Genomic DNA, 26,929 nt, shown 5'->3' on the forward strand with positions numbered 1-26,929 from the left:
TTACCGATGCTTCACCCCAAGCGACGGCGAGCCGATCGGCGGACTGCGGATGGCTGTGAACACGCATCGAGCGAATTGCGCGAATGCTCAAAATCCGGGCTGCAAGTGCTCCGGCTGTGGTGGCTCGCTACACGGCTGGGATGGGTGGGCGACGCTGGCCGTCGAGCGCCCGGCCGTACGCGACGAGCGGCGACGCACGCTCAACGGCGACATCCAGAAGGGCCGCGCCGGAGAGCTGAGGTCCAACGCGAGAAACCGTCAGGCGTCCCTCGATCTTGCCCGTCTGGGCATCGTTGAGCACCTGTGGGCCACGGACCCGCGTCCCAAGGCAGAGGGCAGGCTTGAACGTGACTTCCAGATCGGCGACAGGGTGGCGCTGTCGTTCGACAACGGGCGGATGAACATCCTCGCCGATGCGCTCATGGTGGACCCCTGGGACGAGATATCGCGCGACATCGACAGCCTCGTTCAGAACGAGGCAACCGCCCGGGAGGTCAAGAAGGGTCTGGCCAGTCACGGCTGGTGCAGACTGCTCATGGCACTGATCCAGTTGATCGAGAAAATCAACAAGGTCATCGGCCTTTTCACTGACGCGGCCAAGCAGGCCGTCAAGAAGGCGTTGTCGAATCACTTCACGTCCCGCATCTCCGAGATGGTGAAGGACGCGGTCGTCGACATCGTCGTCGACAAGGTGTGGGCGGCTCTGACGCGGCTGCTCGAAGCCCACTTTCCCCTCCTGGGTGCCGACACCGTGCGCGTCCTTCGGATGCTGGCCGTGTTCGCCTGCCCTTCGGTCGAACGGCACCGGGATGTCTACCAGCACGCTGTCGTGCCGCTCATGGGTGACGCCCACGGACTCGTTGCGGAGGACGTCAAGGCGCAGGTGGTCACCCTCTTCACGGCGTGGTGGCAGCGCAAGGGCCCTGAGCCTGCGCTGTGACGCCCTCCGGTGGCATCAAGGGAATTGATGGGGTCGTATGGCTCAGTGAGCGGGCCCGCGGCCGAAGACTTCGGCCGCCCCGAGATGGCGAGGCGGGCGTCGTTGCGGGTCAGAGGCCGGCGAGTTGAACAAAGATTTCGCGCTTGGTGGTCGCGTTGCCTCGGCGGTTGATGACGTAGCCGGTCAACCAGACCCAGCCGTGGTACGTCGGCTGGTCGGACACGGAGACGACGCGGAAGGTCAGGGAGCGATCTCCGGAGAACTGCACCGAGGCTCGGCCGTCGATGACGAGCAGGTCGCCGGGGGACGGGCGCGCGGTCACCAGCGGCCGGTGTTGCGGCCGTGCTCCTGAGCAGACGAGCAATCCCGCGCGTGCATGGTCTGCCAGTCGCGCAGCGCCCGCTTGATCCGGTCGTTCTCCTGGCTGAGCAGCCGTACCGTCTCGTTGAGCATGGCCAACTCGTCGCTGACCCGGGCCTGGAACTCGCGTACCTCATCGGGGTCGACGCCGCGCCGGCACGCGGCGAACTCGCGGGTCCGCACCTCGTGCGGCGTCAACCGGCCCGGGTATCCGGCGGGGTAGGGACGGCCACCTCGATACACCTGAGCCACGGCGATCCTTTCTGAGGGCAGGGGGAAGCGCAGAAGGTCCGTGTGGTGGGTCTGGAAGGGCGGGCCGTCCGCGCGGGGGCCGCGGGCGACCCGCCCGCTCCGCTGACGCAGCCCCATTCGGCGGTACGACAGCAGAGCAGTCCGGTGGGTCGGGACGGGCACACGCACCCGCCCCGACCAGGGGATGAGCCGAACTCGTTGCCACGCGAGGATCGACCTCGCCCAACATAACTAGGGAACACAGGGAAGTCAAAGAACATTGTTAAGGCATTCGAGCTGTGATCGAATTCGGGTTGCCACGCGAGGAGTGACATGCCCGAATCAGCTGGATATCTACGCATCGCCGATGACGTGATGGCGGACGTGAGGTCGGGGAAGTTGAAGCCCGGCGAGCGGTTGCCGTCGGTCGCCGAGACGCGCGCCGACTACGACGTCAGCTATGGGACTGTGCAGTTGGCGTACGTCCGACTCGAAGCGCTGCGGGTGATCCGGCGGCAGCAGGGCAAGGGTGTCTTCGTGACCGACCCGAAGACCTGGATGCGGGAGCCGTAGGTAGCGGCCCGGCTAGCTATCCGAGCCTTTTGGGTACCCCCGTCCCGTCGACGGGACGACTAGAGTCGGCGCGTGATCGACCGGAAACTGCTCTTGTCCGACCTGCAGAAGCAGGTCAAGAACCTGGAAAAGGACCTGCGTGAGCAGGCAGAGTCGGTCGAGGAGGTGCGCCTCCGCCTGCGTGGCGAGTACGACCACGCCTTCAAGGTTGGACGCACCGCCGCCACCTGGACAGCCTGGCGAGATGAGCGTGTCACCCAGGCCGCCGTCGCCTGGGTGCTCGGCACCGTCTTCGTACGCTTCTGTGAGGACAACGGGCTGCTGCCCGACCCCTACCTGGCTGGCCCGGGGGACCGTCTCGTGCTGGCCGAGGAGGCCGAAGCGCAGTTCTTCCGCGACCAACCCAACAAGACGTTGCGTCACTGGCTGCGCCAGGGCTTCGACGCTATAGCCAGCACTCAGGCCGGTGAGTCACTCTTCGACAAGCGGCACAACCCGCTCTACCAGATCCCGCTCTCCCACGACGAGGCAAAGAACCTCATCGCCTTCTGGCGCCGTCGCGGCGAGACCGGCGGCCTGGCCCACGACTTCGCCGACCCAGAGTGGGACACCCGCTTCCTCGGCGACCTCTACCAGGACCTCTCCGAGGCCGCCCGCAAGACCTACGCTCTGCTCCAGACCCCGGACTTCGTCCAAGAGTTCATCCTCGACCTGACGCTCACCCCGGCGATCGATGAGTTCGGCCACGACGTGGTCAAGACAATCGACCCCACCTGCGGCTCCGGCCACTTCGTCCTCGGTGCCTTCCACCGCCTTCTAAAGGAGTGGGAGCAGCACGCCCACAACCGCGACCCCCACGAGAGGGTGCGCCTCGCCCTCGACGCCGTCCACGGCGTCGACATCAACCCCTTCGCGGTCGCCATCGCCCGCTTCCGTCTGTTGGTTGCTGCTCTCCGGGCGGCTGACTTCAAGACCTTTTCCGGTGCAGCTGGGCACGCCTTTCCCCTGCATCTCGCAGTCGGAGACTCTCTCATCAAGTCCAGGCAAGACACCCTTCCCGGGACGGACGTCGACGGCGAATCGATGGTCGAATTCGCCTACGCAACGGAGGACATTAAGGAACACCGGGGGATCCTTGGCGTTGGTCAGTATCACGTCGTCATTGGAAACCCGCCGTACGTCACGGTCAAGGACAAGGGCCTGAACGAGGCTTACCGCGATATGTATGACACCTGCTCCGGCAAGTACGCCCTCTCAGTGCCGTTCGCGCAGCGGTTCTTCAATCTCGCCAAGACCGCCGACCTAAACGGCGACGGCGCTGGGCATGTCGGCCAGATCACCGCTAACTCGTTCATGAAACGCGAGTTTGGCAAGAAAATGATCGAGAAGTTGTTCGCCACTCAAGTAAGCCTTACATGCGTCATCGACGCCTCGGGCGCATATATCCCAGGTCATGGCACGCCCACGGTCATCCTAATCGGTCGCAACACCAACTTGAATCGTCCTGGCACGATCCGTGCCGTTATGGGTATTCGAGGTGAGCCCGGCGCCGTTGCGAATCCGAGTGAGGGTGCGGTCTGGCGGGCGATCGTAGACCAGATAGAACGGCCTGGCTCTGAGAGTCAGTGGGTGAGCGTCGCCGACATCCCTCGTAGGAACTTGGCCACCTTCCCTTGGAGCCTGACAGGCGGTGGCGCGGATCGCTTGATGGATGGTCTTAACGACGCGAAAAAAGTTGCTCTGGGATCGGTTGCTTCGTTGAGTGGTGTCGTTGCCATTACCGGTGAGGACGACGCCTTCTTCGTGCCTCAAGTAATGCGCAACGATTTTGAGGAATTCCGACCCATGGTAACAGGCGATGTAGTACGTGATTATGGGGCAGACTCCGAGACGGTGACGGTGTGGCCATATGACCAGCACCACCGTGTACGAGCATCGGCGGAGCTGCCAAAGATCTGTCAACATTTGTGGAGCAATCGTCGCGTGCTTCAGCGCCGAAAGCGGTTCGGCACCCTCATTGAAAATATCCCATCCCTGGCATGGTATGAATTCGGCGAGCTGTATCGGGAAAAGTTGCGGACGCCGCTCTCGATCGCGTTCGCTTTTGTTGCAACACATAACCATTTCGTATTGGATAGGGGTGGCCGAGTCTTCAATCGGTCTGCTCCGGTCATCAAGTTGCAAGAAGGTGCTTCCGAAGATGAACACCTCAGGCTGCTTGGGCTGTTAAACAGCTCAACTGCTTGCTTCTGGCTGAAGCAAGTAAGCCACGCGAAGACCGGCGCGGACAATTCAAGCGGCGGTGGCAACCGGTGGAGCCCAGAGCCTTGGTACTCCTTCTACGAATTCACTGCCACGAAGCTACAAGATTTTCCGCTCCCTTCGGCGTACCCCGTCGACTTGAGCCGAGAGATCGAGGGGCTGGCGCAGCGGCTGGCCAGGGTGATCCCGGCGGCGGTCGCGGCCTCCGGAGTTCCTAACCGCGAGCGGCTGGTCGCCGCCCGCGACGAGTGGCACTCCATCCGGGCGCAGATGATCGCGTTGCAGGAGGAGTTGGACTGGCAGGTCTACTCGCTCTACGGGCTGCTGGACGAGGAGTTGATCGCGCCGGCCGGCTCGGTGCCGGAGCTTAGGGCTGGGGAGCGGGCGTTCGAGATCCTGCTCGCCCGCAACGTGAGGGCCGGGAGAGTCGAGACAGCTTGGTTCAAGCACCCGAGCCACAGCTTCGAAACCTGCATCGGCTTGCCGGAGCACTGGTCGGACGAGTACCGGGCGGTCGTGGAGCGGCGGATCGCCGTCATCGAGGGCAATCGCAACATCGGGCTGATCGAGCGGCCGGAGTGCAAGCGGCGCTGGGCCAGCGAGGGCTGGGATGTCATGCAGCAGAAGGCGCTGCGCGACTGGCTGTTGGACCGGTGTGAGGCGCGGGAGTTGTGGCACCAGCACGTCGACGGCCTCGAACAGCCACGCCCGCTGACCACCGCGCAGCTCGCCGACGAGTTGCGCCGCGACGACGACGTGCTCACCGTCGCCAATCTCTACGCGCCCGGTCAGGATCTCGGCAAGGTGGTCGCCGGCCTGGTCGCCGACGAGCATGTGCCGCACCTGGCCGCGCTGCGCTACAAGGACACCGGTCTGGTCAAGCGCGCCGACTGGGAGCAGGTGTGGGACCTGCAACGGCAGGAGGACGCGCTGCCCGACGAGGCGGCGAAGCGGGAGTTCCGCAAGGGCATCCCGGTGCCGCCGAAGTACACCTCGGCGGACTTCCTCAAGAGCAGCTTCTGGAAGCATCGGGGCAAGCTCGACGTACCCAAGGAGCGGTTCGTCTCGTACCCCGGTGCCAGCCGCGACGGTGACCCGTCGCTGCTGGTCGGCTGGGCCGGCTGGGACCACCGCGAGCAGGCCCAGGCCCTGGCCACCCTGATCGTGGCCCGCGAGCAGGAGGACGGCTGGGCCGCCGACCGGCTGTTGCCGCTGGTCGCGGGGCTGCGCGAGATCCTTCCCTGGGTACGCCAGTGGCACGGCGAGTTCGACCCGGAGTGGGGCGCCTCGCCAGCGGACATCTACGACGGCTTCCTCGCCGAGACCACCAACCGACTGCACCTCACGGACGAGGCACTGACCTCGTGGCGACCGGCGAACGCCACCCGCGGACGCAAGGCCAAGGCATGACGACCGAGTCGGTGACGATCGGTTTGTGGTCGGCGGACGACGTCGAGGAGCTGACCGGGATCCTGGCGGCCCGCCGTTCCCGCCTGTGGCAGCTCACCGAGCCGGCCGACCTCGCGGCATGGGTGTTCGCCGACCCGGAGCCGGCACCGCTGGAGCCGCCGCCGGCTGCCTTCGACACTGACTGGGCCGATGGGCTGGACGAGCCGCAGCGCGCCGCATGGGCCTTGGCCGGATGGGTGGCCCGGATGGCGGTGCCCGAGGCGGCACCGACTGCCGGCACGCACTGGCTGCTGTCGCGGGTGAGCGACGGCCACGGCCCGCTGCTGCGGCTGACCGTCGGGGTGCTGGAAACCCTCGGCGTGTACGAGTCGGGCGAGGAGGTGTGGCTGCGGGTGGCTGCGGCACCGATCGGCCTGGCTATGGACGCCGGTACGGCGGACCTGGAGGAGTGGGGACGGCGCGGCATCGACGTGGGGGAGGACCGAACGAAGACCCTCGCCAAGGACAAGCTGCTGTTCACCTGCCCCGACATCGACACGGCGCTCTGGCTGCTCCGGCAGCCACCGGTGATGGCCGCCGCCCGAATGCTCAACGCCTGGGTGGCTGCCGGCCCATTCTCGTTCGAGAGCCGGTATCGACCCGAGGTAGCCGGCCGTGCCTGGCGGGCCGCCGAGGCCCTGATCTCCGGCGCGGCGCCCGCCGATGTTGCACGGGGGCGGGGCTTCGACCGGGAGTACGCCGGGTCGGCTGCGCCGGTCGACCTGCCGGCGCAGCGGTCGTTCGATGCGGACGCCTACCGGGCCGGGGTGAATGAGCACGATCGGCTGTGCCGGGCGTTGATCGACCACCTCGACGCCGCGGGCATACGGGCTGGTGCGGGACTGCACGACGTACCGGTGGACCTGGCGTGGCGGGATGCCGATGGGCGACAGTTCATCGCCGAGGTGAAGAGCGTGGTCGGGGGCAACGAGGTAGAGCAGCTGCGGTTGGGCCTCGGTCAGGTCCTCGAATACCGCCACCGTCTGGCGACGCGGGGAGTCGTTGCGACGCCTGTGCTGGTCGTGTCGAGATACACGGACCAGGCCTGGTTCGACATCTGCGCTGAGAACCAGGTCGTCCTGATCCACGGTGAGGGCATAGCGGACTGGACGACCGGGCTGCGATCCGCGCCCTGAGGATTGCGTCGGTGTCGCTACTGCGGCGATGGTGTTGTCAGTTCGGGGAGGGAACAAGACGTGACCACTGTTGACACGACGCAGGTGCCGGTGTGGACGCTCGCCACGGAGGCGGTGAGTGTGCCCGACGTGCTCGGTGCGGATGGCATGACGCCGGCCCGACTAGCCGAGCTGAGAACGGTCCTGGCGACACTCGCAGGCGCCCCCATCGCCACGCTGGAAGCGCACCCGATATCGGTCAGACGTGACCGGACCAGCGGGATTCCACTGCACGCGACCAGTCCGCTCGCGCAGCAGCTGTCGCACCTCGTCACTCAGACCGCGAACTCAGCGCCCTCGACGGTGAATGTCGCCACCTCAGGTGAGGTGCTCTACCGCATGGTGGTGCCAGCGAAGGTCGCCGCGCAGGTCGGTAAAGGGCTCGTCAAACCCATGGCATCGAGGGCAACCGCGGGAGGCGTTCACAGCGCACTGGTCAACTCCACCGGCATCGCGGCTCAGGCCACCTTTGTGCCCGTTGCCGGCAAGACCGCTGTTGCCGGGGCTGCGACCGGCTCAGCCGCGACCGCAGGTGTGGCAGCGGCCGGTGCCGGAGCGTTGACGGTGGCCGCGCCACTCGTGTTGATGGCCGTCGCGGTCGGCGTCAGCGCCTACGCCGATCACCAACGTCAGCAGGCTATCGAGCGAATCACCGACCTCCTGGAGCAGTTGCACGAAGACAGCCTGGAGAGGGAACGCAACGCGTTGGACGGTTGCCGTGACGCCATCGACAAGGCGACGTCGGTCCTTCTGGACCAGGGCCGCGTCGGCCTGTCATTGGGGTTGGATTCCTCGTCGTACGCGATCAACACAGCGGTCGAGGGAACCAAACGTCGGCTCACCAAGTGGCAACAGGCGCTTGCGGCGCTACCCGACGGCCCGATGGAGCTGGGCGTGTTGACGAAGGCGTTCCCAGGCATCAACGAAGAAGGCGGTGCGTTCCGGGCCCACCTGGAACTGGCGCGACTCGCCATCGCGCTCAAACGCCGGGTGCTCGTGCTCCAAGCGGTGGAGCATGCCCAGCTGGCGGGTGCGGACAACCCATTCAAGAGCTTCATTGTGAGCTTGCAGGAGGATGAGCGCCGCATCGACGAGTTGGAGTCAGGCATCAACTCGGTTCTGCTTCGGCTGTCGTCGGTGGAGTTGAAGCGTCACAGCGGTATCCGAAACATCATGTTCACGCAGGGCGAGGTCGACGAGCTGCTCAAGGCCGCGTATCGCCTGCGAGCCTGGGGTGATGGGCTCGCCGTCGGGAGCCAACAGGCTGACGTGGCGATTGAGATCGAACGAGGCACCGACGGATCGCTCGTGGTGTTCCCTGCCGTCGCCGCCTGACCGGAGGCGAACGAGTCGCCCTCTCGGGGCAGCTGAGCACCTGTCACGTTCGGTAGGGTGATGCTTCCGTGGCGTGCGAGGGGATGCGACGTGGATAAACCGGGCAGCGTCTTCTGTGTCGAAGGCCAGTGGGGCGACGATCTGGCTGAGCGCGGGTCGGTGCTGCCGACATTGGAGCTGCTGGAGCGGCTACGGCGGATTCGCTTCATCCACCGGGACGTGGCCACACCTGGCGAGCTGCGCTTCTATCTGGATCAGTGGCTGTCCCGCAAGTACACCGCGTATCGCGTCGGCATCTTTGCCATCGACGGAGCGCCAGGTACGTTGCGCCTTTCCAACCGGCACGAACTGGATCTCGCCGAGGTGATGAGCTGGATACAGGGGCGATGCGCCGGCAAAGTGCTCTACTTTGACTGCGGCACCATCCTCAGGGTTCCTGAGTCCGCCCTGCACGACATCCTGGAGCAGACCGGGGCGGACATGGTGTGCGGGTTCACCAGGACCATCGACTGGGTCGAGTCCTCGGCGTTCGACACGGTCCTCATCCCCCGGCTCGCCAACGGACGGAAGTCCAACAGCGTCGAGCAGTTGGTGAGGTCGGCCCGATGGGCTCCGTTGGCGCAGCACCTCGGCTTTCGCCTGCTCCCTCGAAGTGCTGCTGGCCAACGCATCCCCGCAATGCGCCAACCGACAGATTCCGTGTCGGCGTGAAGCACGCAACGGGCGGCGACGACCGCGAGGACGAGTGGCGATGATGGATGCGGATGGCGCCGAGAATTGGGTGCGTTCCTGGTCCGCCTCGGTGAGCGAACGCGCCGCCCAGGCCCAGGAGATGTCGAGACTCGTCGCGGACCTCACCGCGTCCGCAACGAGCGCTAACGGCGCGGTCAAAGTCACAGTGGCCGCATCCGGGGTTGTCACTGATCTCCGGTTGAACGATCGGGTGCACGGTTGGGCCGCTGAACGGATCGCCGCAGAGATCATGACTACCATGCGGCGGGCGCAGGCCCGGCTCGCAGACGATGTGGCTGACGTGGCTGCCAGGACGGTCGGCGAGGACTCGGAGACAGGCCGCGCGGTGGTGGCCAGCTATATCGAGCGCTTTCCCGAGCCGCCCGAGAGATCGGATGATGATCGCATCGGGCGCCGACAGGATCGCTGATGATCGACGGTTTCGAGGTTGACCCACAAACGCTGCGAGCCCACGCCAATGCTGTCGACGAGACCGCCGACGCGGTCGACGAATGCCGTCGCGCCGCGTCGTCGGTTGTGCTGGGCCGCGATGCGTACGGTCGGTTGTGCCAGCTGATACCCAGCCTGCTTCACCCGATTCACGAGGCTACTGTCGACAGCTTCGGCGAAACGGTTCGGTCGCTGCAGGAGGCGGCCGACGGGTTGCGTACGGTCTCCGACCGATACGAGCGAGGTGACGAACACGCGGCCACCCGGTTCGATGGGGGCACCTGGTGACCCAGCCATCACCGTTGATCGCCGTCCGCCAGGACAGCACGACCGCGTTCAGTGGCGTCTTCATCGCGGAGGACATCGACGCCCTGATGGCGGGTTACGCCTCCGGCGGTTGGATCGATGTCGCAATCGGCGGCGTCGCGACCTCGATGGACGCTCTCGCCTTCGCCACGGATCCGCTCGGCCAACTGGCCGCATGGGGGGTGGGGTGGCTGATCGAGCACGTCAAGCCCCTGTCCGACGCGCTGGACGAGTTGGCGGGCGACCCGGATCAGATCACCGCGTACGCACAGACCTGGCGCAACGTCGCGAAGGAGGCCGCCGAGGCAGGCACCACCTTCAGCGGGCTGGTGGGCAGCCAGGTGGGAGACTGGGGTGGCATCGCCGCCGACGCCTACCGTCGGAACAGCGCCGGACAGGTGGCCGCACTGACCGCTCTCGCCAAAGCCGCCGACGCCCTGGCAGAGATCACGACTGGCGCCGGGTTGCTCGTCGCGATGGTCCGCGGCCTGGTCCGTGACCTCATCGCGGAGTTCGTGTCGGTGCTGGCGGTGCGACTCTGGGAGTGGCTGGCCGAAGCAGGGCTGACGCTGGGCCTGGCCACCCCCTGGGTCATCACGCAGGTGACCACTCTCGCCGGCAAGTGGGTAGCCCGGATCACCCGCCTGCTGCACGGACTGATCGAGAGCCTGCGGCGGTTGGCCCCCATGCTGCGCCGCCTCGAACAGCTCATCGCGGATCTGAACACTCTTGTTCGCGGTGCCACACCCAAGGGGGCTGGGCCGCCGAATGCGTACGATCCTGGCCGTCATCTGTTTCACGCCGACGCCGATCCGCTTCGCAAGTGGGGTCCTGCGCGAGAGACTCACCCGGCGGAGTGGGAGGCCGCCATCCAGGAGGCGCGCAACTTGGATGTCGAAATCATCTTCCGCTCGGACGCGCTGGCCTACGGTCCGAGCCCCAAGCCGGGACGTCCCGGCCGGCTCGTCCTTGATCCCGACGCGTCGTACGGGGCGCTGCTGCACGAGATGCGGCACCTGCGCGACGACCAGGCATCTGGCTGGGCAGGCATGAGAGGCTGGTTCGGCGACTTGACAGTGCGTTATGAGGGCGAGGTACGGGCGTACCAGGCGGAGATCGACTACGCCACGTCGATCGGTGATCACGAGTCCGTCGAGCGCCTGCACCAGGCGATACGCGAAGAGCATTCGAGAATCTTTGGGAGTTGAACCATGACCGCGCCGCCCCCGCCCCCGCCCCAACTCCCGGTTCCACCGGTGCGACAGATGACCAATGCGGAGTTGACAGATCTGGCCGCGAGTAGGAACCCGTATCGGGGCAAGGCGGTGTTCGAGCTAATCGATCGAGCGCCCACCGACAACGATGCGGCCACCCGGCTCGATCAGCTGAGTCGGCTACCGGCCCTGCGCGAAGACCGTCTGTTTCACCTGGTGTCGCTCGCCTGGGCGGCAATCACCGGCCTGCTGGCCGCGGAGACCGCGTACGCACGGACCAGGGCCTACGCTGCGTTCGGGGCACTGGGTCGCGCCGACCAGGATGACTTCCTCGCGTACCTGGGAGCGGAACGAATCGAGGACGCACACCCGCGAGTCTGAGCGCTGGAAGCGGGCCGGATTCGAATGCCCCAAAAGCCTCGCTTCCGTGAGACCTGCCACCTGGATCGGCGCTGTGGCACGGATTCATCCAGCATCGGGCGCGGGCGAGTTGAGGACGTCCAGTATCGCGGCGGCCACCTGCTCGATGTAGTCAATCGTTTGTGTGGTGCTAGGCCCGTCGATAGGCCGCTTCCGAGGGGTGTCGTCAGGATCCTCGTCGTACTCGTGGGCGATCTTGTGGCGGCGCTGGACGACCTGTCGGAGTTGCTCCTGGATGTCCTTGCCGGTGTAGACGACCCCGTCTCCGCTTTGCTCCGTGAGGACCCGCGCCACTCGGTCCCAGAAGCCCCTGACGTCATGGACAAGGCCGAAGCCCTCACGAATCTTGTCCGGATTCTGGTAAGTGAGGTAGCCCTGATCGCGTAGCTGCTGATCGAGTGCTTCGACGAGCGTCTTCGTGCCGAGCTGGACCTGCTCGACCAAGCCGAGCGAGATCTGGAAGGCGGTGAAGCCCTTGGGCCGCTGGGCCGTGGGCTGTGCGACCAGCTTGAGCATCCGGCTTCGGATCTCCTGACGGACCCAGTGGTCCAGTGCGGCGACGCTCTGCACCCAGGCTGCCCGGAACACGTCAGAGACCTCGAAAGAGCCCACCTTGAGTTGATCCAGGTGCTGGCCGGCGGTGGCGAGACTACGTGCGTAGTTGAGGTTCCGGCGCAGGTTCGTGAACGGACTGGAGTCGTCCTCCTGCCCTGTTGGACCAGAGATGGTGGGTTCCTCGGGAGGTGCCGTCGGCGTGGTGTGACCGAGAAGCCGATCGAGCCGGTTGACGCTGTCCGCCTGGTTGATCCTGTAGACGGTGGTCAGCGACGGAAGGGCAAGCACCTCCTGCTCCACTAGGGCCCGAGGTATGTCGGTCCGGGCCCAGTGCACGGGCCGCACGTGGCAGATGCCCGAGGGTAGGTCGGACCGGTAGTCGTAGGGGCCGGCGACCCTGCCAACAGCAACATCGGGGCTGGTTCGCTGGAGGTACAGCACGATGTCACCCTCGGACATCCGTGACCGGAACGCGAGCAGTTGGATTGCGTAGTTCTCTACTGAACGTCGCTCGACCTCCGGATAGGCGGCCTGGACCCGTTCGTAGATCTCGGTGTGGGTTGTGGCCGCCGTCAGGTCCCCCGCGCCGGACCAGCCGACTGCAATCAAATTCTTGTCGAGAGCCAGGGTGTCGTAGCTGTCATCGCGACCGGCCCGCACGATCCATGCCTTCGTCATCGGATCTCCTTCGAAGGGAGTGGGTGCCGGTCAGTCCGTGCTGGTGATCGGGAACTTGGTGGGTTCACCGTCCCACTGCTTCGCCTCGATGCGGGGGAGCGCGGAGAGCGGCTGGGAAGTGTCGAGTTCCCGGTCGAAGACGCCGCGCCACTCCTCCGGTGTGCCGGTGACAAGGAAAGGTCCGATGTGCACCAGTAACGAATCCTCGATCATCTCGACCGGTATGGACTCCCCAGAGATCGTCACGTCACTGTCAATACCCGCGACGCGCGCCGATTCGATGGCGCTGTCCAGTTCGCTCATGCTGGCCGAGCCAACCCAGGAGATACCGTCGCCGGACGCTGTGAAGACAATCCGGCCGCCGTCGCGGATGCTGCCGTAGAGGGCCAAATCGAGCGACAGCCCAGCGCTCGGATCAGCGTTCTCAACGGGCACCTCATCGAGAAATGGCGGCCTGAATCGGTCCAGGAGACCGTTCATGGCCTCTGCGAGGAGCGCGCGGCGCGCACTGACGAACCGCTGGTAGCCGTCGGGGTCCCGTAGCGACTCGTCGAGTGGCACCAGGTGTGCCCGCAGTTCGTGCTCGTCCAAACTCGGGAAGTACTCGGCGGGGCTCCGACCGTTGATCTTTTTGTTGGCCTGGGCGGAGATGAACACCAGGTTGGCGAGATCGTTGACCATGCTCTTGTCGAAGCGGCGATCGTCGAGGGTCGACGGCGGGTGGACGTGGTGATGCTCCAGCCTGGGCGCGGTTTCCTTGCCGGGAAGGATGTCCGAGCCGTACCACCAGTCGACGGCGCCTCCGGCCAAGGACACGAGCAGACTGAGGAAGAAGTAGGGACTCTCCTTTGTTCGGCCCCGCAACGCTCGCTCGGTGACCTCCGCCCGAGAGTTCTCGACATTGAGGCCCTCGAGCAGCGCCCGGACTGGATCTGGCTGCCGAGCGGCCCGGATGTCCTGGCTCAACCTGGTGTCGGTGGAGCCGCTGTATCGGGTCCGGATGGTGGCGAGCAGAAGCCAGTAGATGATCCCGTTCGAGGTCTCCTCGTCGACCGCGTCGTCGGTGCGCTCACCGAGGAGCACGACCAGGGGAATCAGTACGATCATCGAAGGCAGTGGGTCCGACCGGGTCAGCTTGAGGTGTGTCTGCAACAGCGGAACCAGCCGGCGAAGGCCGCGCTTGACGATCTCCCAGCCCTGCTCGAGTTCGGTGTCGCCAGTCTGCCGAAGCTTGCTGTGGGACCACACCGACAGACCACGCCCCAGAACGACGCCCGCCAGCGCCCGGGATAGGAAATTGACGTCGATGTGCCCGTAGCCGTGATGGAGCCAGTGTTCCGACTCGCGCTGCAGCTTGGTCAGCACACCCTTCCACCTCGTGGACAGGGTCGCCATGGCCAGGTCGAGGGTGCCGAGACGGCGACCCCCGCTGTTGACCCGCACGAAGATCTCGGCGACCTCCTCGTACGGAGAACCCTTGAGAACCTCCATGAAGAAGCGCCGGTTGCGCAGCTCTTTGATCTTGCCGAGGCGTTTTTCGATCTCGTGGTCCTGAAGAGTGGAGTTCGCGTCGAGTAGCCGCTGAGTCAGGCGCAGCATGCTCGTCTCTGGGTCGAGCACGTCCGCAACCTTCACCCATTTCGGGTCGCGCCGGGTGGCCGCGCTCTGGTTCTGGAATTTCTGGTTCTCCACGTGGAAGACGACCTGTGCCTCAGGGTGGTCAGTGAACACGCGGTGCAGGGACGTCAGGCGTTGCTGACCGTCGAGAAGGAAGAGCGGCGGCTTCGACGGCGCTCGTTCGGGCCCGCTGACGAACATCTCCCGGGTTTCCGGGACGTCGTCGGTCTCCCAGAACAGGAGCGAGCCGAAGGGATAGCCCCGATAGATGGAGTCCATCAGCTTGGCAACCTGTGTCGGCTTCCAGACATATTCACGCTGGATCTCAGGAAGCAGGATCTCGCCGCTTGAGATCTCGTCGATCAGTTTCCCGATGGACCGCTCGATCCTGTCGACGTGCATCAGTCAACCTCTTCATCCCCACGAAGGTTATGGAATGCCGAGCCGTCGCCCACCCAGCTGAGCAGCGATCACGACCCGCACTCGGCCTGCCGCACGACGATAGACAGCAGGGCGCCTGAGCGCGTGGCTCGACTGAAGTCCTACCCTGCGCGCGCACGCCTGTCCAGCCCATGATCGGTTGTTCGATTCGTGACCGGTGCCAGAAGCGTGACGGATATGGCTGACGTGTGTCGGCCAGGAAGCCATTCCTGGAGTCGCGAACGCGCCTGGACCGAACGGGCCGGCGCTGGTCGGTACGGTATGCACCATGTCTTCGCCCAACCCTGCGCCGCTGCTCCGGGAGTTCATCGACATCCCTGAGCGCACGAGCACGAGTGACTTCGTGCTCAAGCTCGCTGACAGCGTTGCCGACGCGGACGCGACCCTGCGCGACTACGTCGTCACGGAGCGGCTGCTCGGAAACTTCGACGAAGCGCTCGGGCTGATCCGGTCCGCCGTCGAGGGGCACGCCTCCAAGGCCGCCTACCTGCACGGCTCTTTCGGCTCCGGCAAGTCGCACTTCATGGCGGTGCTGCATGCGCTGCTGCGCGGCGAATCCGCCGCTCGCGGTCGCGATGAGTTGGCCCCGCTGGTGGCGAAGCACAGTGTCTGGCTGGACGGGCGCAAGTTCCTGCTCATCCCGTACCACCTGCTCGACGCTCGTTCGCTGGAGCAGCGGGTGCTCGGCGGCTATGTCGACCGGGTCCGTGCGCTGCACCCCGACGCGCCGATTCCGTCCGTGCACCGCACCGACGCACTGCTCGAACAGGCCACCTCGCTGCGCGAGAAGATCGGTGACAAGCAGTTCATCGACGGCCTACCCGGTGGTGACGCCGAAGACGAGTGGGGCGACAGTGAGACGTTCTGGACGCCGGAGCGCCTGGATGAAGCGTTCGCCGGCGCGTACGCCGATGAACTGCGCCGCAAGCTCGTCAACGACCTGCTGACCAGTTGGAACGTCGGCTTCTTCAGTAACGCCCGGGAGGACGCAGAGGCGTTCGTCTCGCTCGACCGGGGGCTTACCGAGATCAGCCGGCACGCCAAGGAGCTTGGCTACCACGGGCTGATCCTCTTCCTCGACGAGCTGATCCTCTGGTTGGCCAACTCGATCGGCGACCAGCAGTTCGTCTCCCGGGAAATCCAGAAGATCACCAACTTCGTCGAGGGCGGCGACACCCGCCGGCCGATCCCGGTGGTCAGCTTCATCGCCCGCCAGCGCGACCTGCGCGAGCTGGTCGGCGAGGAGGTCACCGGTGCCAACGAGCTGAGCTACCAGGACACCCTCAACCTGGCCAGCGGCAGGTTCGACGTGATCAAGCTGGAGGATCGCAACCTTCCGGAGATCGCCCGCCGCCGGTTGCTCAAGCCCCGGGACACCACAGCCGGCGAGGCCATCTCCCGTGCGTTCGACGCCACCACGAAGGTACGCCGGGAGGTCTTCGACACCCTGCTCGGCACCGACTCCGGCAGCGGCGCCGACATCGACGCCTTCCGTTCGACATATCCGTTCAGCCCGGCGTTCCTCTCCACGCTGGTGCATGTCTCCAGCGCGCTGCAGCGTTCTCGGACCGCACTGAAGCTGATGCGTCAGCTGCTGGTCGACCGTCGCGACACTCTGCGCCTCGGCCAGTTGGTGCCCCTCGGGGACCTCTACGACGTGATCAGCACCGGCGGCGACCAGCCCTTCACCGAAAAGCTCAAGGCCGAGTTCGAGATGGCTCAGAAGCTCTACGACCTGAAGCTGCGCCCCTACCTGCTCAGCCAGTACGACCTGACCGACGACGACTTGGACGCGGCTCGCCGCGGTGACGCACAACCTGGCGAGACGGCGGGACGCATCCGGGCCTTCACCGGAGACGACCGGCTGATCAAGACCCTGCTGCTCGCCGCGCTGGCGCCCAGCGTCCCCGCACTGCGCAATCTCACCGCTCGACGACTCTCGGCGCTCAATCACGGGAGCATCACCAGCCCGATTCCCGGAGGCGAGGTCGCCCAGGTCGCTCGTAAGCTGGCCGACTGGGCACCCCGGTTCGCCGAGATCCGTATCGGTGAGGGCGACGATCCCACCGTGTCACTGGAACTGGTCGGCGTCGACGTCGACAGCGTGCTCGCCACCGCCAAGCAGTACGACAACGAGGGCGCCCGCAAACACCTCGTCCAGCGACTGCTCTGGAAGCAGCTAGGCGTGCCGTGGAGCGACTCGTTCTTTGCCGAGGCAGCGCTGACCTGGCGGGGGAGCCGTCGCACGATCGAGCTGGTGTACGGCAACGTCCGCGACCCGCACGACATCCGGGACGAGGCGTTCCCGCCCAACGACCCGACCTGCTGGCGAATGATCATCGATTACCCGTTCGACGACGGAAGTCACGGGCCAGCCGACGACCGGCAGCGGGTCCAGGAGCTGAGTGGCCGGATGAGCCCTCGCACGGTCTGTTGGATCCCGGCCGCACTTACCATCGAGCGTCGTAATGAGCTGGGCAAGCTCGCGATCATCGACAAGCTGCTCGAGGGTCAGCGGTTCGACAGCCACGCCGGGCACCTGAACCCCGACGACCGCCGCCGAGCACACGCGGCGCTGACCAACCAGCGCACCGCGCTGCTGAACAAGATGCAGTCGGTGCTGCGCCAGGCGTACGGGTTGGCGAGCAAGCAGCCCTCGGATGTGCAACTCGGGTTCGATGACCACCTGCAGGCGCTCACCCGTGCCTTGGAGCCGAAGCTGCCGATGGGTGCCACGTTCGCTGACGCACTGCGCACTCTCGGCGACCAGATGCTCAGCCAGCAGTTCCCCGCCCATCCTGACTTCGACCCGGACCGCAAGGGCGAGCCCGTGCGCCTGCCCGAGGTGAAGGTCGTGCTCGACCACGTCCGGCGGGCGGTCGAGTCGCCGGAGGGACGGGTCGAGGTCGAGCGGACGCACCGGCAGACCATGCGTCGAATAGCCAACCCGCTCGGGCTCGGCACGATGCACGAGGCGGCGTTCGTCATCGAAGGCCAGTGGGCCCAGCATTTCCACCACAAAGCGGCCGCCGAGAGCATCACGGGTGAACTACGCGTCGCTGACCTGCTGCGCTGGATCGACGAACCCAGCTCTCGCGGCCTCGACCCGATCGTGGCGCAGCTTGTCGTGGCCGCCTTCGCCGAGCAGACCGACCGGGCCTTCTACCTGCACGGCAGTGCCGTCACGCCCGCCCCCGAGCCCAGCCGGATCACCGCCGATCACGCCCTGCGGGAGGAACGGCTGCCCGGCGAGGAGGACTGGGCCGAGGCACGCGCCCGAGCTGGGGCGATCTTCGGTGTGCACGCTCTGAATCTGCGTAGGGGGCGACTGGTCGCGATGTTCGGTCGCGACCTCAGCAATGAGGCAGCGCGCTACCGGGAAGCAGCGCACGGCCTGACCGCCCGGCTTGAGCAGCACGCCAAATGGCTGGGCATCGACCAGGCATCGCCGTCAGGCCGACTCGCCACTGCTCGCGCGGCTGCCGACCTGTTGGAACGGTTGGCAACCAGCCGTACCGCGGTGGAGACCATCGAGCGATTGGCGCAGGCGGACCTCGCCGGCCCCGCCGACCGAGCCGGAAAGAGCATCAAGAGTGCGGCCCAGGTGTCTGCCGACTTGGCCAGTGCGGCGTGGGACAACTTCGAGATCATTGCCGGTCTCGATGAGCCGTACGCGCACGAGGCCGCTGCGATCCTCGGCGAGCTGCGCCGCGTCGCCCAGGCCGACGAGCTGACCGGGCCGCTGAGCCCGGCTCTCCGGCGGGCACAGTCCGACGCGCTGGCACTGATTCGGCGTGCCACCAAGAAGCCCTCGCCGCCAGCCCCGCCACTGCCTCCTGTGCCGCCCCCGCCGCCCCCGTCTCCGCCGGTCGCGGGTAAAGCAGTCGTTTCGGCCGGGCTCACCGAGGACGCCGTGAACGAGCTTCGCCAGTACGTGGCAGCCCACCCGGACAAGACCATCGAGGTGACCTGGAGAATCGTCACGTGACTCAGGCACCTGCCACAGCTCAGGCACTGCGGATCAGTCCGGTGGCGCTACGCCAGAAGGTGACGCAACAGCTTGAGCGACATCGCAACGGCGACGCGTACCCCGTGATCGTGATGCGCGCCGAACCGGCATGGCCGCACGACCCGACGGTACTGTTGCCCGACGGACGCCCGGTCCGCGTGGTCCCCTGTATCTCACCGCTGGCCGTCTGGGAGCACCTCGTCGCCGACCGCGGCGAGGAGGTGCTGGTGCTGCTTACCGACGTTCCGGAGTCGGTGCTGCACCACGGAGTGCGCAGTCGGATCTTTCGTCAGCACGTCATCGCAGTGCAACCGTGGGATCTGGTCGTCGACGCGTTCGGCGCGCACCTGCCGGATGCAGCGCTGGAGCGCGAGGCGTGGGCGGGGGAGGCACTGCTCGACGCTATGCCACCGGCTGGCTGGCCGAGGCTGGCCACGTCGGTGCTGACCCGGGACGTGGCGCTGCGGCATCTCGCGGCGGTGCGGCTCGGTCTCGACCGTCAAGACCTCGGTCCGGATGACCTGGATGTGACGGCCCTGCTGCGATGGAGCGCGGAGCCCGGCGCCGTGGAAGCCTACGGACTGTTGCGAGAAGCCGAGCGCGTGGGGCTTTCTCGGTGGCTGTTGGAACAGTTCGGCCGACCGGCAAAGGCCCTCTTCGCGCTGGTGGACGCGGGGCACGGTGCGGAGGCACTGCCGCTGGGGCTGGTCTGCGACGCGCTCTGGAGCGCCGACGGTGCAGCCGCGGTGCGCGCTCAGGGCCGCATCGACCAGTACTTCGGCAACCTCAACGACGATGCGACAGTGCGCGGCTTCGCGGCGGCGGCCGTACAGGTGGTCACCGCGCTCCTGGACGCGCCGGCCGCAGCGGTTCGACGAGACGGGCACGCCATCCTCGACCGCGCAGAGCAGCTGCTCATCCAATTCTCCGCAGCCGACAGCGCGGGCCACAGCCCAATCCTGCGGACCGGTTTCACCCACCGTCTCGGTGCCGCTGCGGAAGCACTACTGGCTGGGCTGCGGAACCCAACGGACCCGGCACTGGACCTGGCGGTCGAACACCTTGCGGGGCACCGGCTCGCGGAGGCCGAGGCAGAACGGGTACGCCGAGCCCGGATGGCCCAACGGCTCGTGCGCTGGCTCGGTACGACGGTGGTGCCCCCGCAGAGCGTCGCGGACGGCGTGGACCGCCACATCGCCGAGTGGGGATGGGTGGACCAGGCGCTCAACCATGTCTGGGCCGGGGAGGAAACGCATCCTCAGCTGCAGCGTGCGTACCGAGACATCCACGAACTGGCGCAGCAGCGGCGACGTGAACTCGACGGCGCATTCGCGGGGCGGCTCGCGGCGTGGGCCACCGCCGGACCAGGAGGCGACGGCGAGCTGCTCACTGTCGAGAACCTCCTGCCGCGCGTGATCGATCCGCTGATTCGCGCCGGGCGCCCCGTACTGCTCGCCGTGCTCGACGGTATGAGCGCGGCGGTCGCGGTGCAGCTCGCCGACCAGTTGGCCCCACACTGGGTGGAGTACGACCCCTTGGCAGGGTCGGGCGCAGCCCGGCGCCGGGGAGTTGTCGCCGCGCTGCCTACGCTCACCGCGGTCTCCCGCACGTCGCTGTTCGCCGGGGCGCTACGTTCCGGCAATCAGGATCTTGAGCGGAGGCTTTTCGCCGACGGGCGGTGGGGTCGAGACTCACGGATTTTCCACAAGGGTCCGGCGCGTGGCGGTGCGGGCGAGGTGGTCGCCGCCGAGTTGACCGAGGCGGTGGCAAGCCGGTCTCCTGTGGTCGCCGTCGTCATCAACACGGTGGACGACTCGTTGGCCCACGGTCGGGAGGGCGACGAAGCCGGGTGGCAGCTCGGCGATCTGGGCTTTCTGCGGAGCCTGCTCGACCAGGCGCGGTCCACCGGTCGAGCCGTCATCATCACCAGCGATCACGGACACGTGCTTGAGCGCGGCGGCCAGCACCTCAAGACCCCGGATGCCGCGTCCGCTCGGCACCGGACCGGCGCCGGCCCGGCCGGACCCGGGGAGGTGGAACTGGCCGGCCCGCGAGTCGTGTCCGACGGGAATCGCATCATCGCACTGTGGGATCCGCTGCTGCGTCACCGTCCGAGCCGGGCGGGCTACCATGGCGGCGCATCCCTGGCTGAGGTGACCATTCCACTGTTGGCCTACCTGCTACCCAACGTGATCGACCCGCCGAGTGGCTGGACGCCCGTCGAGGCGCGCGCACCGGAGTGGTGGCAGAAGAGCGCAGTCGAACCGGAGCAGCTGCCTTCGGCGCAGTCGACGTCCGCGCCGAAGTCGCGCCGCAAGACACCCGCCATCGCCGAGGATGCGCTCTTCGACGTACCGGAAGCGAAAACTGTGCCGTCCGCAGGCGAAGGCGACCTGGTGACCGCGCTGTTGGCCACTGACCTGTTCAAGGCGCAGCACAGCCTGACGCCGCGCCGGGTTGAGCTGAAGAAGATCCAGGCAGCGATGAGCGCACTTATCGATGCCAAAGGCGTGCTACCTGTGGCGGTCCTGGCTCAACGAGCCGGCGAGGCGCCGGTACGGGCAGTCGGCTTCGCCACCACCCTTCAACGGATCTTCAACGTGGACAACTATCCGGTGTTGTCGCTGACGGACAACACTCGGACCGTCCGGCTGGACCTTCGTCTGCTTCAGGAGCAGTTCCGCCTGCCCGGGCGGTTGGCGTGACGGCCGTCAGCCCGGCCCGCCGCCGCGAGGTCATCGACGCGCTACGGCGCGGTGCGGTGCCATCGGCGGGCCTGGACCTGTTCGCGGTGGGACTGGACCGCTTCGGCGCCGCGATCGGTGACGACCTGGACGGCGTCGCCTCGGGCGGGTCCGTCTTCAAGGCGGTCCGCGGTGAGTACGGTTCCGGCAAGACCTTTTTTGCTCGGTGGATCGCTGAGCGGGCCAAGCAGGCGAACCTCGCCGTCGCCGAGGTGCAGGTGTCGGAGAACGAGACACCGCTGCACAAGCTCGAGACAGTTTATCGCCGGCTCACCGAACGGCTCACCACCTCGACGTTCCCGCCCAGCGCTCTGCGCCCCATCGTGGACGGCTGGTTCTACGCCCTTGAGGAGGACGTTTTGGCGGCCGGACTGGTCGCCGGCGATGACGCCGACGGTCTTGACCGTGCTGTCGAGAGTTTGCTCGACCAGCGGCTGGCGACGGTGAGCCGTAGCGCTCCTGCCTTCGCTGCGGCCTTGCGCGGCTATCGGGCGGCTGCGGCAAGCGGAGACGCGGCAACTGCGGACGCGGTGCTCGCCTGGCTCGGTGGGCAGCCGCACGTCGCGGCCGCCGCTCGCCGGGCAGCCGGTGTACGCGGCGACCTGGATCATTTCGCGGCGCTCAGTTTCCTGCAGGGTCTGCTAGCGGTGTTGAGAGACAGTGGGCATCCGGGTCTGCTTCTGGTGCTCGACGAGGTGGAGACCCTGCAACGGGTCAGGTCGGATGCCCGGGACAAGGCGCTCAACGCCCTCCGGCAACTCATCGACGAGGTGCACTCCGGGCGGTTCCCCGGTCTCTACCTGGTCATTACCGGCACGCCAGCGTTCTACGACGGCCCGCAGGGCGTCCAGCGGCTCGCCCCGTTGGCGCAGCGACTAGCTGTGGACTTCAGCACCGATCCACGATTCGACAACCCGCGTGCCGTGCAGATTCGACTGCCGGGTTTCACCGCCGAGTCCCTTGTCGAGCTCGGCGGACGGGTCCGGGACCTCTACGCCGACGGGTCTGCCGATCCGGGGCGGGTGTCCGCGCTGGTCGACAACGGATACCTCGGTGAGCTGGCACGGGCTGTCGCCGGCGGTCTTGGCGGCAAGGTCGGGGTGGCACCTCGCCTCTTCCTGAAGAAGCTGGTAGGAGAGGTGCTCGATCGGGTGGACCAGTTCCCAGATTTCGACCCTCGGCGACACTATGCACTCACCCTTTCAGCGACCGAGATGACGGACGTGGAACGGAACGCTACGAGTGCCGACGAGATCTCGCTCGAACTCTGAGGGATGCCCGGATCATGACGAGCGGTGCCGAACTGCTGCATCCAGTTGTACTGCATCACGTCGTCAACTCGTTGCAGTGGCCAACACTGCGACCGTTGCAGGAAGCTGCCGTCCAGCCGCTGCTGGCCGGCGAGGACGCACTCCTGCTCGCGCCCACCGCCGGTGGCAAGACCGAGGCGGCGGTGTTCCCACTGCTGTCCCGCATGGCGCAGGAAAACTGGTCGGGCACCTCGGTTCTGTACGTCTGTCCGCTGAAGGCGCTGCTCAACAACCTCCTGCCCCGACTGGAGACCTATACCGCGTGGCTGGGGCGTCGAACGGCCCTCTGGCACGGCGATGTGACGATGGGGCGACGTCGTGCGATTCTCCGCGAGAAGCCGGACATACTGCTGACCACGCCGGAATCCCTGGAGTCGATGCTGGTCAGCACCGCCGTCGATCACGATGTGTTCTTCGGCCACCTTCAGACGATCGTCGTCGACGAGGTGCACGCTTTCGCTGGCGACGATCGGGGCTGGCATCTGCTGGCCGTTCTGGAACGCCTCAGTCGGGTCGCCGGGCGCTCGGTGCAGCGAATCGGCCTCTCGGCGACGGTCGGAAACCCGGACGAACTGATGGCATGGCTGCAAGGCTCGGGTCGTGGCCAGCGGCAGGCACGGGTAGTGGCGCCTGATCGTCCTTCAACAACGGCAACTGCGACGCCCCCGTCCCGTCCCGCCAGTGACGTCGAGCTGGACTACGTCGGGTCGGTGCACAACGCGGCCAAGGTCATCGCGGCCCTTCATCAGGGACAGAAGCGGTTGGTGTTCTGCGACTCACGAGCGTTGGTCGAAGATCTGGGTCAACGTCTGCGGGCGCTCAACGTGACGACGTTCCTGTCCCACGCGTCTCTGTCGGTCGACGAGCGACGGCGGGCTGAGGAGGCATTTGCGCAGGAGGGCGACTGCGTCATCGTCGCCACCAGCACTTTGGAGCTCGGTATCGACGTAGGCGACCTTGACCGGGTCATCCAGATCAACGCCCCGCGTAGCGTCGCCGCGTTCCTGCAACGCATCGGCCGGACGGGCCGGCGTCCCGGCAGCAGCCGCAACTGTCTCTTCCTCGCGTTGGACGGGGAAGGTCTTCTGCACGCCGCCGGCCTGCTGAACCTGTGGGGACAAGGTTGGGTCGAAGCAGTCGTACCTCCGCCCGAACCACGGCACATCGTGGCGCAGCAGATGCTGGCGCTCTCCCTGCAGCACCATCGTGTCGGCGACAACCTCTGGTCGCAGGAGTGGAACGGGCTGTCGCCTTTCGACGAGAGCGCGGCAGTGATTGTGCGACACCTCGTCGAGCATGGGTACCTTGATGTTGACTCCGGAATGTTCTTCATTGGGCCGGAGGCGGAACTGCGCTTCGGCCGCCGGCACTTCATGGACATGTTGGCGGTGTTCACGGCGCCACCGCAGTTCACCGTGCTATCCGGCCGAACCGAGATCGGACGAACCGATCCCGCGCTGCTGACGGCGAAGGTGATCGGCCCCCGTCTGCTGCTGCTCGGCGGTCGAAGCTGGCGCGTCACCTACATTGACTGGAAACGTCGCCGATGCTTCGTCGAGCCGGCCGAGGGTGGCGGAAAAGCCCTGTGGATGACAGACGGGTCGCCGCAGGGATTGTCATACCAGGTGGTCCGTGCAATGCGTGACGTGTTGCTCGGTGCTGAACCGCCCGGCACCCTCACCAGCCGAGCAAAGACCAGGCTGGCCGAGCTACGAGACGACGCGACACCTCTGGTTCACCCTGCGGGGACCATGATCGTCAGATCCGGCGATGACGAGGTGAGATGGTGGACCTGGGCTGGTTTTCGGGCGAACGCCACCCTCATCGCCACCCTGAGCGAGCTGGCCGACCCGACTCAGCGATACGACGACGCGTCGATACGACTGCGGACGGATGTTGACGGCCGGACGGTCCGAGCGGCTATAGCAGAGGCGGTTGACCGAGTCTGTCTACCGGAGGTCTCGGACAAGGCGCTCGCCGGCCTCAAGTTCAGTGCGGCGCTGCCGGAACGCCTCGCCGTCGCCACATTGGCTGCTCGGCTGGCGGACATCCCGGGAGCGCAGGCAGTGCTCGCCGAACCTGCTCGAGTGACATACCTCCCCAGCAACTGACTGCGGACCCCGGTGCCGGTAGGCGACTCGGACCCCGCGCCACGTGTCCTGGCGGCCTTATAGCACAGTGGGTGCCAGCTCGGAGGGCTGTCCACAGGCGCATTCCCTGTCCACAGCAACCCCCAACGGGACACGGCTCGACGGCAGGGTGGGCGCGTGGACCCGAGGCTGCACGCTCTGCTCGTACGCCAGAACGGCCTGGTCACCCGACAGGACGTGCTGCGTGTAGCGCCGGCCTGGACGATCCAGACTGCCTGGCGCGCGGGTCGACTGGTTCCGGTGCTGCCCGGGGTCTACGTCGACCCCGCGCTGATTCGCGACCGGGACGCCGACCTGGCAATCCTGGCCCGTGTTGAGCCCGCGTTGGCCCGTCGGGCGGCTCTGGCGTACGCCGGTGGGCGGGCGGCGCTCAGTCGCCTCACCGCCCTCGACGTGTGGGGCTTACGTCGCCAACCACCTGGGGAGCCGGTTCATCTCGACCTGCCCAACGGGTCAGGCCTGCGAACGAAGCCACATCTCGTGGTACGCCATCGCTCCGACTTCGCGATTGCGCCACCGCAGGTGGTGACCCGGGCGGGAGTGCCGGTTACCCGGCTCGACCGGACTCTGGTGGACTGTTGGCCGCTGCTCGAGCCGGTTGACCGACCGGGCTCGCTCATCCGTGCGGTCAATGACCGGTTGACCACCCCGCAGCGCCTTTTCGCCGCTGTTGCCGAGGTGCCGAGGATGAACGACCGCGTGACGTTGCGGCGTTTGCTCGATCGGCTCGCCGCTGGTTGCCGCAGCCCACTGGAGATCTGGGGGCACGATCACGTCTTCATCGGCCCTGGTATGCCGACGTTCACCCGGCAGGCGCGGGTGCGGGTCGGGGGCCGAACCATCTATCTCGACATGTTCGCCGAAGCGGAGCGGGTCGACATCGAGTTGGACGGCGCCACCAGCCACGGCGATCCGGCCGAGCGGGAGATCGACCTCCGCCGCGACGCTCTTCTGGCGACCATCGGCATCCTCGTGGTCCGATTCACGCATCGTCGGCTCACCGCGGATCCGGTCCAGGTCCGCCGGGAGACCCTCGCCATCCTCGCCGCACGCTCCTGCTTCCTGTGATCAGTTGATGAAAAGTAGGTCCCAGACGCGCTCCAGACCTACTTTTCATCATCTGATCATGAGATGCGGTGGGTGGGAGCGAGAGGGGAAGGGGGGAGGGAGGGTGGCGGAGTGGGGTGGGGTTAGGTGGGGGTGGGGGGCGCGGTAGGGGTCGGGGTGGGGGGTGGGGGTGGGGGTGGGGTGGTTGGGGGGTCGGCGTGGTGGTGGAGGAGATCGGTGATCCATCTTGCGGCTGCCTGCTGGGTGCTGAGCAGGTGGTCGCGGGCGTCGGCGATGTCCTGGTCATCGGCGTGGGCGTTCAGGATCGTGGTCCACTGGCGGCTGAGTTCCTCGGCGTAGCGGGCCTTGCGTAGCTGCTCGTCGAACTGGTATTCCAGCTTCAGCATCCGGTCGACGTGCGGTTGGAGGGCCGGCATGATCCGCTCGTCGAGGCGGACGGCGGCGTCGGGGCGGCAGGTGATGACGAGGTCACCCCGCTGGTAGGTCCACTCTGGTTCGTCGGCCAGCGCCTGTTGCAGCGCCACCTCCAGGTCAGCGGCCCGATGCGGCGGTAGGTCCCGGGCGGCGTCGGCGGCGATCCGGGTCAGTCGCTGCACGGCGGTGGGCTGGAAGTACCGCACGTACCAGCTCAGCACCTCGGCGCGGAGGCTCACCGGCGACGACCAGGCGAACGTGGCGCGGATGTGGAAGGAGTACACGTAGCCGCGCGCGGGCACCGCGATCAGCCGGGGCGCGTCGCGTTGTTCGACGAGCGGGCCGGCGGGGGACGGGTCGGCAGCGGAGCCGACGGGGGCCTCGTCCTGGAGGGCGGCGACGAGCCGATCCCAGGTCCGCGCCCACCACCGCCACCCGCGGACACTCACGTCGCGGGCCACGGTCAACCCGCGGATGGCCCGATGTCGCCACTGGT

Annotated in this window: 20 protein-coding genes; 15 read left to right on the top strand and 5 right to left on the bottom strand. The window is 66.7% G+C overall.

The genetic code is table 11. The annotated features are described in order from the left end of the window. Positions 1–49: 49 nt before the first annotated feature. Positions 50–940, top strand: coding sequence for a hypothetical protein (locus AB0B85_RS20585; RefSeq protein WP_357409548.1), 891 nt, complete (start codon positions 50–52; stop codon positions 938–940). Between the two features lie 109 nt (positions 941–1,049). Here the strand turns inward: AB0B85_RS20585 and AB0B85_RS20590 are convergent, their stop codons facing one another. Beyond that, positions 1,050–1,265 (bottom strand): hypothetical protein, encoded by a 216-nt coding sequence (locus AB0B85_RS20590; RefSeq protein ID WP_357409613.1) that lies wholly within the window; start codon positions 1,263–1,265, stop codon positions 1,050–1,052. Continuing rightward, complete coding sequence (locus tag AB0B85_RS20595) at positions 1,259–1,498, bottom strand: DivIVA domain-containing protein (RefSeq protein ID WP_357409550.1); 240 nt, start codon at positions 1,496–1,498, stop codon at positions 1,259–1,261. Before AB0B85_RS20595 ends, AB0B85_RS20590 begins: the two co-directional genes overlap by 7 nt. 366 nt (positions 1,499–1,864) lie before the next feature. Between AB0B85_RS20595 and AB0B85_RS20600 the strand changes: the two genes are divergently transcribed. The 9 genes from AB0B85_RS20600 to AB0B85_RS20640 all read left to right on the top strand — a co-directional run bounded on the left by AB0B85_RS20600 (position 1,865) and on the right by AB0B85_RS20640 (position 11,408). Continuing rightward, positions 1,865–2,104: a winged helix-turn-helix domain-containing protein gene (locus AB0B85_RS20600; RefSeq protein ID WP_357409552.1), complete on the top strand. Its 240-nt coding sequence runs from the start codon at positions 1,865–1,867 to the stop codon at positions 2,102–2,104. Between the two features lie 72 nt (positions 2,105–2,176). Beyond that, positions 2,177–5,776 (top strand): BREX-2 system adenine-specific DNA-methyltransferase PglX, encoded by a 3,600-nt coding sequence (gene pglX, locus AB0B85_RS20605; RefSeq protein ID WP_357409553.1) that lies wholly within the window; start codon positions 2,177–2,179, stop codon positions 5,774–5,776. After that, the gene (locus tag AB0B85_RS20610) at positions 5,773–6,951 is read left to right on the top strand and encodes a hypothetical protein (protein ID WP_357409555.1); all 1,179 of its coding nucleotides are present in this window, start codon (positions 5,773–5,775) and stop codon (positions 6,949–6,951) included. Before pglX ends, AB0B85_RS20610 begins: the two co-directional genes overlap by 4 nt. A 60-nt stretch (positions 6,952–7,011) precedes the next feature. Further along, positions 7,012–8,325 (top strand): hypothetical protein, encoded by a 1,314-nt coding sequence (locus AB0B85_RS20615; RefSeq protein ID WP_357409557.1) that lies wholly within the window; start codon positions 7,012–7,014, stop codon positions 8,323–8,325. Between the two features lie 90 nt (positions 8,326–8,415). Continuing rightward, positions 8,416–9,036, top strand: coding sequence for a hypothetical protein (locus tag AB0B85_RS20620; RefSeq protein WP_357409559.1), 621 nt, complete (start codon positions 8,416–8,418; stop codon positions 9,034–9,036). 40 nt (positions 9,037–9,076) lie between these two features. Then, the gene (locus tag AB0B85_RS20625) at positions 9,077–9,487 is read left to right on the top strand and encodes a YbaB/EbfC family nucleoid-associated protein (protein ID WP_357409615.1); all 411 of its coding nucleotides are present in this window, start codon (positions 9,077–9,079) and stop codon (positions 9,485–9,487) included. Then, entirely contained in the window at positions 9,487–9,795 is a 309-nt protein-coding gene (locus AB0B85_RS20630; RefSeq protein WP_357409561.1) for a type VII secretion target, read from the top strand. Before AB0B85_RS20625 ends, AB0B85_RS20630 begins: the two co-directional genes overlap by 1 nt. A gap of 14 nt (positions 9,796–9,809) precedes the next feature. Beyond that, a complete protein-coding gene (locus AB0B85_RS20635; protein WP_357409563.1) occupies positions 9,810–11,021 on the top strand; it encodes a hypothetical protein in 1,212 nt (403 codons plus the stop codon). Between the two features lie 57 nt (positions 11,022–11,078). Then, positions 11,079–11,408: a hypothetical protein gene (locus AB0B85_RS20640; protein ID WP_357409565.1), complete on the top strand. Its 330-nt coding sequence runs from the start codon at positions 11,079–11,081 to the stop codon at positions 11,406–11,408. An 84-nt stretch (positions 11,409–11,492) separates the two neighbouring features. Here the strand turns inward: AB0B85_RS20640 and AB0B85_RS20645 are convergent, their stop codons facing one another. Then, positions 11,493–12,680: a hypothetical protein gene (locus tag AB0B85_RS20645; RefSeq protein WP_357409567.1), complete on the bottom strand. Its 1,188-nt coding sequence runs from the start codon at positions 12,678–12,680 to the stop codon at positions 11,493–11,495. A 30-nt stretch (positions 12,681–12,710) separates the two neighbouring features. Continuing rightward, positions 12,711–14,699 (bottom strand): DUF262 domain-containing protein, encoded by a 1,989-nt coding sequence (locus tag AB0B85_RS20650; protein WP_357409569.1) that lies wholly within the window; start codon positions 14,697–14,699, stop codon positions 12,711–12,713. A 307-nt stretch (positions 14,700–15,006) separates the two neighbouring features. On the opposite strand from AB0B85_RS20650, the gene AB0B85_RS20655 reads away from it, so the two are divergent. The 5 genes from AB0B85_RS20655 (at position 15,007) to AB0B85_RS20675 (ending at position 26,019) form a co-directional block, all read left to right on the top strand. Next, entirely contained in the window at positions 15,007–18,726 is a 3,720-nt protein-coding gene (locus tag AB0B85_RS20655) for a hypothetical protein (protein ID WP_357409571.1), read from the top strand. 113 nt (positions 18,727–18,839) lie between these two features. Beyond that, positions 18,840–21,452: a BREX-2 system phosphatase PglZ gene (gene pglZ, locus AB0B85_RS20660; protein ID WP_357409617.1), complete on the top strand. Its 2,613-nt coding sequence runs from the start codon at positions 18,840–18,842 to the stop codon at positions 21,450–21,452. Then, the gene (brxD, locus tag AB0B85_RS20665) at positions 21,449–22,762 is read left to right on the top strand and encodes a BREX system ATP-binding protein BrxD (RefSeq protein ID WP_357409573.1); all 1,314 of its coding nucleotides are present in this window, start codon (positions 21,449–21,451) and stop codon (positions 22,760–22,762) included. The genes pglZ and brxD overlap by 4 nt, the downstream gene beginning before the upstream one ends. Before the next feature lie 14 nt (positions 22,763–22,776). Further along, positions 22,777–24,912 carry a DEAD/DEAH box helicase gene (locus AB0B85_RS20670; RefSeq protein WP_357409575.1) on the top strand — a complete coding sequence of 712 codons (2,136 nt, stop codon included), beginning with the start codon at positions 22,777–22,779 and terminating at the stop codon, positions 24,910–24,912. Between the two features lie 156 nt (positions 24,913–25,068). Next, positions 25,069–26,019, top strand: a complete 951-nt coding sequence (locus tag AB0B85_RS20675) for a DUF559 domain-containing protein (RefSeq protein ID WP_357409577.1) — start codon at positions 25,069–25,071, stop codon at positions 26,017–26,019. 122 nt (positions 26,020–26,141) lie between these two features. Here the strand turns inward: AB0B85_RS20675 and AB0B85_RS20680 are convergent, their stop codons facing one another. After that, positions 26,142–26,882 carry a hypothetical protein gene (locus AB0B85_RS20680; protein WP_357409579.1) on the bottom strand — a complete coding sequence of 247 codons (741 nt, stop codon included), beginning with the start codon at positions 26,880–26,882 and terminating at the stop codon, positions 26,142–26,144. Between the last annotated feature and the right edge of the window lie 47 nt (positions 26,883–26,929).

This window comes from Micromonospora sp. NPDC049044 (genome assembly GCF_040649215.1).
GTDB lineage: Bacteria > Actinomycetota > Actinomycetes > Mycobacteriales > Micromonosporaceae > Micromonospora.

Bases quoted from the DNA above. Each gene is read 5' to 3' on its own strand.
- AB0B85_RS20585 (WP_357409548.1), top strand. From the start codon at position 50: ATGGCTGTGAACACGCATCGAGCGAATTGCGCGAATGCTCAAAATCCG.
- AB0B85_RS20600 (WP_357409552.1), top strand. From the start codon at position 1,865: ATGCCCGAATCAGCTGGATATCTACGCATCGCCGATGACGTGATGGCG.
- AB0B85_RS20610 (WP_357409555.1), top strand. From the start codon at position 5,773: ATGACGACCGAGTCGGTGACGATCGGTTTGTGGTCGGCGGACGACGTC.
- AB0B85_RS20625 (WP_357409615.1), top strand. From the start codon at position 9,077: ATGATGGATGCGGATGGCGCCGAGAATTGGGTGCGTTCCTGGTCCGCC.
- AB0B85_RS20630 (WP_357409561.1), top strand. From the start codon at position 9,487: ATGATCGACGGTTTCGAGGTTGACCCACAAACGCTGCGAGCCCACGCC.
- AB0B85_RS20640 (WP_357409565.1), top strand. From the start codon at position 11,079: ATGACCAATGCGGAGTTGACAGATCTGGCCGCGAGTAGGAACCCGTAT.
- AB0B85_RS20645 (WP_357409567.1), bottom strand. From the start codon at position 12,680: ATGACGAAGGCATGGATCGTGCGGGCCGGTCGCGATGACAGCTACGAC.
- AB0B85_RS20650 (WP_357409569.1), bottom strand. From the start codon at position 14,699: ATGCACGTCGACAGGATCGAGCGGTCCATCGGGAAACTGATCGACGAG.
- AB0B85_RS20655 (WP_357409571.1), top strand. From the start codon at position 15,007: ATGTCTTCGCCCAACCCTGCGCCGCTGCTCCGGGAGTTCATCGACATC.
- pglZ (WP_357409617.1), top strand. From the start codon at position 18,840: ATGCGCGCCGAACCGGCATGGCCGCACGACCCGACGGTACTGTTGCCC.
- AB0B85_RS20670 (WP_357409575.1), top strand. From the start codon at position 22,777: ATGACGAGCGGTGCCGAACTGCTGCATCCAGTTGTACTGCATCACGTC.